We start from the raw sequence: 13,785 nt of genomic DNA, 5'->3' as shown, positions 1-13,785 counted from the left end.
TTCATAAATGATATTTTTTGTTCGAATACTTGCGCTTCTGTTCGCAGTGAATGTATGCACTGCTGTCGTATTCGCTCAGGATACGACGGAATCGGGTTATCATAAAACGAAAAAAAGAAAACCCGTAAAACAGCGTGTACTCATCCCGGAACGTGGTGTAGGTATTCGAACATTAAGAATAGGAACGGAAAAACCACAATTAGAACTTAAGCAGGAAGAGCGAACCACAAAACCACCGAACTATGTGATGGATGCAGTCGTCGTTACTTCCGAACGTTTAGAAAATAAACTTGCGTACACGACTTCTTCGTCATCCGTTCTAACTGCGAACGAGATTCAAACAGTGCCAACTAATAACTTTTCCGACATTATTCATCTGCTTCCCGGATTTATGATGTTTCAGCGCGATGGATTAGGACGCGATGTTATTGCTACAACACGCGGATATTATGGTGGCGGGGAAGCGGAATATATCCTTGTGTATATTGATGGCGTGAGAATGAATAATTTAGAAACGGGACTTGTTGATTGGAATGCTATTCCCGTTGATGAGATTGCAAAAATGGAAATTGTGCGCGGACCTACTTCCGCTCTCTATGGTGATGTTGCAATGGGAGGTGTAATCAATATAACATCGAAAGAAGCAAAAGCGGACATTAGTTCCGCGTCACTCAGCGGAGGGAGTTTCGGGAGCAGAGATGCGTATCTTCGGACTGCGGGACAAGTGAAAGATATTCTGTATCGTTTTTATATTCAATCCGGAGCAATGGATGGATTCAGAAGACATAGCGGATGGAGTGGAACAACGATAGGATGGAATGTAACAGTTCCTATCAATGAACATTCTAACATTGTTTGGAATATTTCGTACAGAAAAAGAAATACGGAAGATGCGGGACCGTTAACAGAAGATTCGCTATCTGTTAATAGAGAAGCGATGATTGAAAATTACGCATCGGATAACAATAATGAAAATCGCTGGGATTCTCGCGTTCAATATTCCAATAAAATTTTTTCCAATACAAATCTTCGAACAGGTTTTTCATTTCAAACACGCGATGCGGATATTATTCGCACTCTTCCCATACCGATAACAGCGGAGACGATTTTTTTTGATACAAAAGAAAATAACATTCGTAACAGAATGTTCGGATTCGATGCTCTCGTTGATGTGCAAGATACGATTGAAGATATTCCTAATCATTTTATTTTAGGCGGCGAAATTGAAGTCGGCAATATCGAAACGGGGTACTATAATTATAATGGAACAACGGATTCACGTGGAGATTGGCTTTCATTTGGAACGGGAAATCGGCAACACGTAGGAATTTTTGTTCACGATGAAGTTCCGATTATTCCTCCGTTGAAATTAAATGCTGGTTTTCGTTTCGACAGTTTTACGGATTCATACGATGTTACATCTTCATCCAATTCATACACTGCATTTTCTCCCAAAGCAGGATTGAATTATCTTTTTGCAACTGTTCTTGATGATGATGTTCCCGTCTATACAGGAAATGCGTATATCAATGTTTCCAGTTCGTTCAAATCTCCAACAATGAATCAATTGTTTGACCAACGCCCGTTATTGGGAACAACAATATCGAACGACAAGTTGAAACCACAACGCGGTTTGAATCTTGAACTTGGATTGTATCAGCGCGGAAGAATCATTGAGGAAAAAATTTATGGAGAACTTCATTCGTCCTTGTATTTCAATCGCATTTCCGACGAAATTGATTTCGATTTGGCAACGTTAAAGTATGGAAATATTGTAAAAACCAATCACACCGGAATAGAAAACGGATTGCGTATTCATTGGATTCCCAATATCACTGCCTTTGCAAATTATACTTACACATCAGCGATTTTTTCAGAAGGTGTGTACCAACATAATCAATTGAAAGGAGTTCCTCGACACGCGGCATCCGTTGGAATTACCTATAAACATCGAACGAATATTGCAGGAACGCTTTCGTGGAATTTTACGGGAGCCAGATTCTTCGATGATGCAAATACCGAATCGCTCAGTTCATACAATGTGTTGAACGTACGTATTTCGTTCAAACGGAAAACCATTCGAGCGTATATAGATTTTTCAAACCTCCTTGGATCCGAATTTAATTCTCTCGGTTATCGTATTGGTTCTACAAAGTTTTATTATCCTCACGCTCTTACTTCAATTCGTTTAGGCATAGAAACTACAATGAACACACCGTGGTTTTCTAAATAGTCTATACAAATTCAGGGAGAGTTCATTTTCCCAAAAATACTTCAATAAAGAATGTTCTATGCGTAAACTTTTCACTTTTTCTTTCGTGTATGTATGTTTGATGAATTTTTCTTTTATCAAAGAAAGTTCTGCACAAACGACAATACAATTTGAACCTCAAAAATTAGAAATACGACTTACAGAAGGAGGAACAACTCAACGGCAAGTCGCAGTAGCAAACATCGGCAAGCAACCGATAACAATTACTTCATCCGATATTGGAATTGCACAATTTATACTTGTACAAAAAACACACTCGCGTCCCGGGAAAAATACCACACGCAATGCGCAGCGTACAATACCAAACGAAGGAGAATATCCGTTTTCTCTCATTCGTTATGATGATAATGAATTGCAACAACAAGAAATTCTCTCAGGAGAAATGCAACGAAAGATTGTCATCCTTCCCAACGAAACGATGTTGCTCACAATCGAAGTTTCGACTGTAGGAATAACTTCGCAAGAGTACAACGCTTCATTGCAAATGAATGAAAACGGGAAAAATATTGCATCACTTCCGATTCAAATTTCCAAACTCACATCGGTTTCACTTCCGTTTGAAGACGATGTTGAAGGAGGCACAAACGGATGGACAACCACAGGATTCTGGCATCGCATACAAAATCCGCAATTATACTTTGTAAGTCCACGAATCACTCCACGTTTAGTTTCCTTGCCCGATAACGGAAATCTTCCGCAATCGCACAGTGGACAATATGATTGGTGGTACGGACAGGATTCTACCGGAACGTTCATAGGTCCAGGGTGGAATCCAAATCAAGCCGCCAATTCCGGTGGAAATGGCGTAGCAGCAAATCAAGGAGGATTGATTTCACCAATGCTTGATTTATCAGGGCAAACAAACGTTACAATGAAATTTTGGTCTTGGTGGGAAATAGAAGGCGTAGATGTGGATCAGTACGATTTGATGCGAGTGTACGTTTCAACAAACGGAGGTTCTAGTTATGTACTTGTTGACCAATTAAATCCGGTAAACGATGTCAACGGCGCATCATTTGTTCCGTATTCTTCCGGTGGTTTAGGACAAGTTGGAGTGTGGAGAGAGCAGATGTTGGACTTAACGTCGTATGTTGGTTTCAATCAAGTAGTCGTGAAATTTGACTTCAACAGTGTGGACAATTATTACAACGGTTTTCGCGGATGGTTTATTGATGATATTTCGGTAACTGCAGGACAAGCGCCTGCGCCGAATATTACGAGCGTTGAGCCTGCGGTCATTTATCGGTTGCAACAAAACGGTGTTGAAATTTATGGAGAACATTTTTCGATTGCGGCACAAGTGAAATTCCGGCACGTTTCCAACGGTACAATATATACTCTTACTGATGCAACAATTGCTACGTCGCTCATTGAAGTGCATATTTCTTCGGGGCAATTGCCAGCAGGAAATTATGATGTTATTGTTATCAACAAAAACGGTTTATCGGATACGTTGTACAATGGAATCAATGTAACAAACACATTGCCTCCTTCTATTTCTGCCGTTACTCCCGATAGCGGATTATACAATCAATTGGTGAACGTTTCAGTTTCGGGTGAAAATTTTGTAAGTGGACTTACTGCAAAATTAGGAAATGTCAATTTAACAAATGTAGTTTTTGTAAATGCTAACTCATTTACAGCAACAGTTCCGATTCTTGGTCAAACGGGAAAATATACACTTACCGTCGAAAATCCCGATGGTCAAACGGTGAAAAAAGTAAATGCCTATCACTCGTATAGCAATACTGCTTTGGTTACGGGAAGTGTATTTATTGATTACAATGGAGATGGTGTAAAGAACGATAATATGTTATTAGATAACGTCACGATTCGCATCAGTGGACCAGTCGTGGATTCAGTCGTTACGGATGAATTAGGTGGCTATCTTTTTGACAATTTAACTCCTGGTTCCTATACTGTTACGCAAGATGTTCCTTCGGGATGGGTGTTAACGTATCCGCCGAACAATTCTTATACATTAAATCTTCTTGCTGGACAAATAATAACAAACAGAGATTTTGGAGATTTTCAAAAAGGTTCTATCAGTGGAATGAAATTCAACGATGCGAATATCAATGGTGTAAAAGATGTCGGCGAAGTTGGACTTCAAAACTGGAAAATAAAAATTACAGGTCCCCAAAATGATTCGCTATTTACCGATGCAAATGGAAATTATGCATTCACAGGTTTGCTCGGCGGAAAATATACGGTGAGTGAAGTTCAACAAAACGGATGGTCACAAACAAAACCATCCAATCCATCAACATATTCAGTAAGTATATATAGCGGAATAAATTCTACTGCGCGCGATTTTGGAAATTATCAAGTCGGCTCTATTTCAGGAATGAAATTTAAAGACGCAAACGCTAATGGAACAAAAGATGAAGGAGAAATCGGTCTTGAAAATTGGAAGATTCGTTTAAGCGGTTCAAGAACAGATTCTGCTTTTACCGATGGAAACGGAAATTATGTTTTCAATGTGAATGCCGGTTCATATACGGTAAGTGAAGAACAACAAGGCGGATGGTTGCAAATGTTTCCTTCGCAACCGGGAACATATTCGTTCACACTAACGCAAGGTGAACATGCAACGGGGAAAGATTTTGGTAATCTTCCTCCGGGAGGTTCAATTTCTGGAATTATTTACACGGATGTGAACGGTAATGGTGTGCGAGATGCAAATGAAAATCCGCTTTCCGGTTGGCAAGTATCTATTTCTGGACCATTGAGTTTTAATTATACAACAACTTCAAACGGGCTGTATAGTTTTACAAATCTTCCAGCAGGAACTTATACAGTAAGCGAAGTTTTACAATCGGGATGGGCGCATACACATCCGGGAGGAGATGGTACGTATATAATCAATTTGCAAGAAATGCAGGTTTCCGAAAACAATGATTTTGCAAATTTTCAGTATGGTTCTATTTCCGGCGCAAAGTATCGTGATGCAAATGCAAACGGCGTTCGCGACCTCAATGAACAAGGAATTGCAAACTGGAAAATTTATATTCACGGACCGAAAGAAGATTCAACGTTCACAAATGCCGGCGGCGATTTTTCGTTCACAGGACTTTTGGGCGGAACGTATAATTTAACCGAAGAACAAGTTGCTGGATGGCAGCAAACTTCTCCAAATCCAACATCTTCGAATATTTTCAGCGGAACAATCGTTACGGGGAAATTTTTTGGAAATTATCAACTTACTTCTATCAGCGGAACAGTATTTCTTGATGACGATGGAGACGGTATAAAAGATGTCGGAGAAGCAACACTTTCTGGATGGAAGGTGCGAATTTCCGGGGCAAAAGTGGATTCTGTTCTTTCGGATGAAAACGGAAATTATCTATTTTCCAATTTACTTGGAGGCAATTATACTGTTAGTGAAGATGTTCAAAACGGATGGTATCAAACAAAACCTGTTTCTCCTTCAACCTATTCAGTTACACTTACGAGTGGCAATAGTGTATCTGGAAAAGACTTCGGTAATTTCTTCAAGGGTTCCATCAGTGGAAAAGTATTTCTCGATATGAACGGCGACGGAATGTATGAGGAAGGCGAAAGTATTCTTTCCGGATGGAAAATAAAACTTGCAGGTACGAAAACCGACTCGACTGTTACTGATGAAAATGGAGAATATTCATTTTCCAATCTTCTTGCAGGCAATTATTCGGTGAGCGAAGTATTGCAAAACGGATGGACGCGAACATTTCCCGTGTCTACATCTACCTTTGCGATTACAATGACGAGCGGAAATACGCATACACAAAAAGATTTCGGCAACTTTGAATATGGGTCAATCAGCGGAACGGTATTTGTTGACGTGAACGGAAACGGAATGAAAGATGAAGGAGAAAACGGATTGCAAAACTGGAACGTGAATTTATCTGGTGCATCATCTGATCAAAAGTCAACGGATGAAAGTGGAATTTATAGTTTTACGAACCTTTTTGCAGGAGAATATACTGTTGCAGAAGTTGTTCAAAATGGATGGACGCAAACATTACCTTCCGAACCGATTTTTTACACGGTAGATATTTTCAGTGGAACATTTTCCACAGAAAAAAATTTCGGAAATTTTGAACTTGGCATTGTTTCCGGTACTGTTTGGGAAGATATTGATGGTGATGGAACAAAAGATTTTGATGATGTTGGTATAGAAAACTGGACCGTTGTTCTTGAACAAGAAGGAAATCCGATTGATTCTTCAACAACTTCTGAAGGAGGAAATTTTTCTATAGATGGAATTTTTGTCGGGTCATATACGATAACAATACGTGTAAAAAATGGATGGGAACAAACATTTCCTGTGGTACAACAAACGTACAATGTTTCCATTCAGAGCGGTTCTGAAATAAATGCAAACAATTTTGGCGTGGTAGAATTAGGTTCTATTGCCGGTACAAAATTCAACGATCTGGATACCGATAGCATTAAAGATGACAATGAGACCGGAGTTGCAAACTGGAAAATTTATCTTTCACAAAACGACGTTGTCATTGATTCCATGCTTACAGATAATTCTGGCAACTATCTCTTTGCCGATTTAGATGCGGGAACATACACCGTATCGGAAGAAATTCAATCGGGATGGGTGCAAACGTTTCCTGCAAGCAGTTCGTATGCTATTGATTTAAGTTTCGGACAACATCTCACGGGTAAGAATTTCGGGAATTATCATCGAAACACGATTGTCATTCGAAAATATTTTGACAGTGATTTCGATTTTATTACAACGGAAGACCGCATCAATGTTATGTGGCCATTTTCTGTTTTATTAAACGGAGAAGTTATTGCTTCTGTTACCGATACGATACTTACACTTACCGATTTAAACCCGGGAACATATACCGTTACACAAAAAGATTCATTGTATTGGACACAACTTGGAAAAGTTATTGACGGAACGCATGTAGTGGATTCTACAGAATTGTATCATACAACATTTATTCAAGATGGTAAAGTTTTAACTGTGGATTTTGTTGATAGATACGTTCCCGATACCGTAAAACTTCGTTCGATTGCTGCAACAACAGAGCTATCGGCAAAAGCAACGAAACTTGCGATTAAAACCGGAAAACCATATCCGCTTCCCACCGTTGCAAATGTACGCGATACTGTCGCTAAACGGAACTCTGGAATCGTTGTTGGAATTTCGCAAACAAAAGGGAGCGTTGAAGCAAAAACACTTTCGTGGATTCGTTGGAAAACAGGTGGCGATATATCCAAATTTTATACGGTGATAGATTTAGGAAAATCGTACGGCTTTGATTCGATTCGTCTTCCTGGAAAAGTGGATAAAAAACTCGCGAAAGAATTTAAAGCCGATAGGAAAAAATATATCAATCCTCTTGCGCAACAATTAGGAGTTTTCAAATTGAATATTGCGGCTTCTGAACAAGTGGTGTTTCAAAGCGACCCAGCAATTCCACCGGCGAAGTTCGGAGACTTATTGTATTTACAGATTGGAAGTCCGTTTAATCAGATGAAACTTTCAAGCATTGCATTGCGTGTTGATAGTATTATGACGTACTGGAACGTATTCAAAGATTCCAACACCACGCACCATCTTTTGTATGATTCGATAACAGTAATGCTGAAAAAACTTAATTCCGCTTTTGCGACGCCGATTGATTCCATTGATATTGTGTACACGACATTCAAACCTGCATTGACTCTTCGCGGCGAAGTAAAACTTGTGGACATTCCATATTTAACACGTGATCGTTCAGAAGAACGTACTTCGACGACGATTGTTCGCACAAGGAATATTCCGGAAGTTTTCTCTCTGCAACAAAACTATCCGAATCCGTTCAATCCGGTAACAACGATTGAGTTCTATTTGGAGCGAACTTCTATTGTTTCGCTCAATGTGTACGATATTTTGGGACGCGAAGTTTCCACGCTCATTCATAACGAGATAATGGAGGAAGGATTGCAAGATGTTGATTTCGATGCTTCGAGTTTTGCAAGCGGTGTGTACTTCTATCGCATTGATATTAACAATGGTGAATTTACCAATGTAAAGAAATTAATGCTGATGAAATAAATCAGAAAAATAATACATTCTACAAAACCCCACGTGCATTTATTGCGCGTGGGGTTTTTTTTACACACAAGAAAAATTCCTCGAAACTACACATTATGAATTTTCCGTTTTTTTACTTTTACTAAAATAGTTACTTATTGGTCATAACCCGTAATAATCCAAACAAAATTTTTCATAATGAACTGTAAGACACTCGTACGAAACAACGTATAAGTTGGTATGACATTTTGCTTTTCGTTTTGATAACAAAAGGAATTACGCAACCAATGAGGTTTCTGAAAACGTATAGTGGAAGTGATGAAGATTGGAGTTATTCCGTTCAGCAAACAAGCGATGACTGGCATATTATTGCAGTGGAACATATTCTTTCGGTGCTGATTATTCGTTTGTTTATCTCATCAAAAACCGAAGGAAGCGAAGTTGTTTTTGCATTTGGGAGCAACATTGCTTTTTTCATATTCGGCTACGAACAATTCGTCGCAAACTCTTGTAATTGATTCCATCCGTACGAGCCATTCTGTATTATCCGTTTCTCCTCAATCATTGATGGTATTACCCAACTTCAATGAAACGATGGAGGTACATTTTCTTCGTTGAATGTGATTGGAACATTGATAGTTTCCAACAGCGATTCGCTCATCATTCAACGCGATATGGTAATTACAGGAACAGTAAAAGTGGATTCGGAAGCAACGCCGACGTTTGTGGTATTTTGGAATTTGTTTATCACTGGGAAATTTTATGAGGAAAATTCTACATTCGTACTTGTCGGCGCAAATATGAAAACTCTCCAAGCAAAAGGAAAAACATTTTACAATCTTTCGTTCTGAAGCGATATTGCGAATGCAAAATCGTCGTTCCATTTCTTATGCAACAATGAAAAACGTTTCAATGCTACAAATTCAAATCCAAATATTGTATTGGATTCATACATGTATGTGAACGGTTATCTTTCGCTTTTGTATTTTTTAGGTACTTGATAAGTTCAAGATAAATTTCTCTTGAAATTTTTGAAATACTTTTTCATATTCTGTTGATTCTTCGGGAGTGCTTTGGATTGCATCGTCGAAAGGATTGTGCAGGTATTCGTACTTACCAATCTCCCGAGTAGTAAAACTCGTGGGTTTTTTGTTCTTTAATGCTTTCGTATTTTTACCACATAAATATATTCTTTATACAATTTGATGCAATTTCTTAATCCACTGATGTTGTTCGGACTTGCGGCGGCGGCAATTCCCGTAATTCTTCATCTCTTGAATCTTCGCAAACTGAAAACCATAGAATTTTCCACACTTGCATTTCTCAAAGAATTGCAAACTACGAAAATTCGGCGTATCAAACTTCGCCAATTTCTGCTGCTTATCGTGCGAACGTTGCTTATCGTTGCAATTGTGTTGGCGTTTTCTCGTCCTGCAATGAAAGGAACAATAGCCGGAACGGTGGGAACTCGCGCTCGTACAACAATCGTGATGATTCTCGATAACAGTATGAGTATGCGACTCCGGAACGAACACGGCGCATTGTTGAAACAAGGAAAAGAACTTGCTCTTCGTGTTGCAGATATGATGAACGAAGGCGATGAATTGTTTCTGATTCGTACGTCTCAACTTCCTTTGCCCGTTACCGAAACGCCAATGCATGATGTTGTCGCAATTAAAACAATGATACGCGAAACGCAAGAAAGTCAATCATCTTTTGCGTTTCACGATGCGTTGATTCTTGCAAAGCGCTTACTGCAGGAATCGCAGAACTCGAACAAAGAAATGTACGTGTTTAGCGATTTTCAATACTCAAGTTGGAGAAATAAAAACGATACAACAGATGTTTTTACATTGGAAAACACGCGTGTGTTTGTCGCAAAATTTTCAGCGCAGCAACAGAACATTGCGCTTGATACCGTAGCGGTGCAGACATCAATTATCGAACACAATAATCCGGTAAATATTTCCATAACGACAAGAAATTACGGTGAACATAAAATGAATGATTATGCGCTCAGTATTTTTCTTGAAGGAAAACGCGTTGCACAAAAAAATATCAGTATTGATGCTTGGAGCAGGAAAACCGAAATATTTTCCGTGTTGCCGAATTCGTACGGATGGATAAAGGGCTACGCAGAAATCGAATCGGATGCGTTGGACGATGATAACAAACGATATTTTTCATTTTACGTTCCTGAAAGTATTTCCATTGCGTTTGTGTCCGAAAGCGAACGCGATATTCATTTTCCTTTACTTGCGATGAATGCAAGCGATGATTCGTTGCATTCTTTTTTTCATACGCAAACGATGATTCATTCTGAACTTTCAAGAATACAAATGAATATGCATAATGTTATCGTTGTATCGAACGTCGCTTCACTTTCAAAATCGGAAGGAGAACAGTTAATGCAATTTTTGCAACGCGGCGGCGGTGTAATATTTTTCCCGGGAGAAAAAATGGATATAACGTCATTCAATATCAATTTCTTCAAACCAATGAACGTGCCGCAGATTCAGGGAATACTTCGTCCTTCGGAAAACGGGCAACGCATTTCTTTCGTTGAAAATATTGATTACGGGCATCCGTTGTTTTCCGGAGTATTTGAAAATGAAAGTGAAATGAAAACACAACCGAACAGAAAAATTGAATTGCCGATAATTTATACAATGGTGCAGCGCATTGCGGGAAAAGAAGGAACATCGGTAATGGCGGCGCATTCAAGTTTTTCGTTGTTGAGTGAGTACACTATTGGTGAAGGAAAATTACTTGTGTATGCAATTGCACCAACGTTTGCATGGAGCGATTTTCCACGCAGAGGAATTTTTGTTCCGTTGATGTATCGTTCCGTACTGTATTGCGCTCGCGGAACTGGGCGTTCGTATGCGTTTCTTGTTGGAGAACAACCGACAATCAACGTTCCGTACAGCGCATTGAAAGGAACAAAACAACTTGTGCTTCGCAATGAAGTTTATCAAGATGAAAAACTCAAGAGCGCGCAAGCAGAAAGAACTGCTGGAACTGTTTTTACTGCTTCGCAAAAAGAACAAGCGGGGAATTATACTCTTGTTGCAAATGAAAAAACTATTGGAATACTATCGGTAAATATTGATGCGCGTGAATCAGATATACGGGTAATTGCTGATGGCGAAATGGAACGATTGTATGCTTCAATCGGTATTCGCTCCGATGATGTATTTCAACTGAATGATGTTGAGCGAATTGAATCGTCTATTATGCAATCGCGGTACGGTGTGGAGTTGTGGAAATTTTTTGTTGTATGCGCTCTTGTGTTTGCATTGTTGGAAATGGTTGTGGGAAGAACAAGAAAAAATGAAATGAATAATGCATAATGAACATCGGAACGATTGCAATTGATAATGCAGTGTTGCTTGCGCCGATGGAAGATGTTACGGATTATCCGTTTCGGAACATTTGCAAACGATTTGGCGCCGATATTGTGTACACAGAATTTGTCAACGCAGAAGGACTTGTTCGAAATTCTGAAAAGACAAAACGGAAGATGTATTTCAGTGAAGAAGAACGTCCGTTTGGAATACAAATTTACGGAGCAAATAATTCTTCGATGGAATCGGCGGCAAAAATGGTGGAAGAACTGCAACCGGATTTACTCGATGTTAACTGTGGTTGCTGGGTAAAGAATGTTGCGGGACAGGGAGCAGGTTCCGGACTCTTGCGCGATTTGCCGAAGATGCGTGAAATTGTTTCCACGGTTGTCAAATCCGTTGCACTTCCGGTTACGGTAAAAACGCGATTAGGATGGGATGCACAGACAATTCAAATTGTTGAAGTAGCGAAAATGGTTGAAGATTGCGGCGCTTCTGCTTTAACTATTCATTGTCGCACACGTTCGCAGGGACATAGGGGAGAAGCGGATTATTCACTGATTCCAAAAGTAAAAGAAGCAGTGAAAATTCCGATAATTGTGAACGGCGATATTACTTCGCCGCAAAAAGCAAAATTTGTTTTCGATGTGACGGGATGCGATGGAGTAATGCTTGCGCGTGCGGCAATAGGAAATCCGTGGATATTTCGCGAGATAAAATATTTTTTGAACACAGGAAAAGAACCAATGCACAGTATGGTGGAAGAAAAAATTGAAGTTATGTTTGAACATTTACGTTCATCCGTTGAGTACAAAGGAGAACGAAAAGCAGTCATAGAGTTTCGTAAATACTACAGCGGTTATTTACACAGTTTTCCCGGAGCATCTGCATTGCGTATGGAATTGATGAAGTGTTTGGAATTCAAAGAGGTAATAGAAACGGTGGAGAAATGGAGGGGGAAAAGTCAAGAATAAATTTCTACTGATGTCATCCCAATTCATCATTAGGGCTTAATTCTGATTTGTAGTTTTGCAATGTGGATTGATAACAGAGAATAAACAGCCAATTTGTGTTCACTGAGTTTTCAAAATATTCGATTGCGATTCAAAGGAAAAGAGAAGTGAAATTCTGTGAGTATTGAATTGATTCGTAGCGCTGAATTGCATAAAGGAATAATCAATCAACATTTTTCCGAGATGAATTCCGCCGCCGTACGTTAGTTGCCCGATTTCCGAATATCCCGCTCGAAAGGCAAGCAGTTTTTTGTACAGATATTCCACTCCGGTATGCACATCAAAACTCATTCCGCCAAGATGAAAATTGGAAGCGTATTGTCTGTTTTCAAATCGAACATCGAAATCAACCGCGGGAGCAAATTGTCCTCCGATTACATCGAACAAATACGCGCCGCCGATTTTTAAAGTAGGAGAGATGAGTTCGTTTCTCCCGGTGTTCCACGAGAGAAACGTTGTCGTTACATCCTGAAAATTTGCGCCGAGAAGAAAATTTTCATTCACCGAATATTGTGCTGAAACATCAAAACCAATCCCGAATGCATTAAACTCAGCATTATCTCTGCGAATCAATTTCACATTTGCGCCAAGCGAAAGATTATCGAACTGCTGTTTCGCGTAACTGAAAAAAATTGCAACATCGGCTACAGAAAATGTTTTTACTTTTGATACGTCAATGCGCGCGTTCGGATTGTTAATGTTAGTAATTGTTTGCCCCGTGTTCACATCAATCAATGCGCCTCGTGTATCGAAATTATTATCTGCAGCGAGACGAATTGCGCTGATTCCCAATGCGGAATTATTTTCGAACGGTAATCCTACGCTTACATAATCGTAGTTTAGGATATTTCCGAAACGTTCTTCGTGCATCAAAGCGAGTTGTGTGTTGCGTAATGAAGTAAGCGCGGAAGGATTCCAATAACCCGCTGTAACATCGTTCACTAACGCAACCGATGCGCCGCCCATTGCAAACGAACGACTTCCAACGCCAAGAGAAAGAAATTCTCCGCCATATTTTCCGATTGTTGTTTGAGAAAATACAGGCATTGCTGAGAATAGCAACAGTATTGATGTGTAAATAGATTTCATAAAAAAAGTCTTCGTGTTTGTTCGTGAACTTCGCGG

Annotated in this window: 7 protein-coding genes; 6 read left to right on the top strand and 1 reads right to left on the bottom strand. The window is 39.5% G+C overall.

What is annotated here, in order from left to right:
- The first annotated feature begins 7 nt into the window (after nucleotides 1-7).
- The 6 genes from FJ218_02310 (at nucleotide 8) to dusB (ending at nucleotide 12,621) form a co-directional block, all read left to right on the top strand.
- Complete coding sequence (locus FJ218_02310) at nucleotides 8-2,233, top strand: hypothetical protein (protein ID MBM4165744.1); 2,226 nt, start codon at nucleotides 8-10, stop codon at nucleotides 2,231-2,233.
- Nucleotides 2,234-2,291: 58 nt separating this feature from the next.
- Nucleotides 2,292-8,321, top strand: coding sequence for a T9SS type A sorting domain-containing protein (locus FJ218_02305; protein MBM4165743.1), 6,030 nt, complete (start codon nucleotides 2,292-2,294; stop codon nucleotides 8,319-8,321).
- 266 nt (nucleotides 8,322-8,587) lie between these two features.
- Complete coding sequence (locus tag FJ218_02300) at nucleotides 8,588-8,818, top strand: hypothetical protein (protein MBM4165742.1); 231 nt, start codon at nucleotides 8,588-8,590, stop codon at nucleotides 8,816-8,818.
- 114 nt (nucleotides 8,819-8,932) lie between these two features.
- A complete protein-coding gene (locus FJ218_02295) occupies nucleotides 8,933-9,151 on the top strand; it encodes a hypothetical protein (GenBank protein MBM4165741.1) in 219 nt (72 codons plus the stop codon).
- Nucleotides 9,152-9,505: 354 nt separating this feature from the next.
- On the top strand, nucleotides 9,506-11,653 hold the full coding sequence (locus tag FJ218_02290; GenBank protein ID MBM4165740.1) for a VWA domain-containing protein: 2,148 nt from the start codon (nucleotides 9,506-9,508) through the stop codon (nucleotides 11,651-11,653).
- Nucleotides 11,650-12,621, top strand: a complete 972-nt coding sequence (gene dusB / locus FJ218_02285; GenBank protein MBM4165739.1) for a tRNA dihydrouridine synthase DusB — start codon at nucleotides 11,650-11,652, stop codon at nucleotides 12,619-12,621. Before FJ218_02290 ends, dusB begins: the two co-directional genes overlap by 4 nt.
- 99 nt (nucleotides 12,622-12,720) lie before the next feature.
- Here dusB and FJ218_02280 read toward each other — a convergent pair whose 3' ends face one another.
- Nucleotides 12,721-13,749: a PorV/PorQ family protein gene (locus FJ218_02280; GenBank protein ID MBM4165738.1), complete on the bottom strand. Its 1,029-nt coding sequence runs from the start codon at nucleotides 13,747-13,749 to the stop codon at nucleotides 12,721-12,723.
- Nucleotides 13,750-13,785: the final 36 nt, after the last annotated feature.

The organism is Ignavibacteria bacterium (genome assembly GCA_016873775.1).
In the GTDB taxonomy this organism is placed as follows: Bacteria; Bacteroidota; Ignavibacteria; order UBA10030; family F1-140-MAGs086; genus JAGXRH01.
Note: the sequence above shows the minus strand (reverse complement) of the source record. Positions and strands in the feature narration are given on the sequence as shown.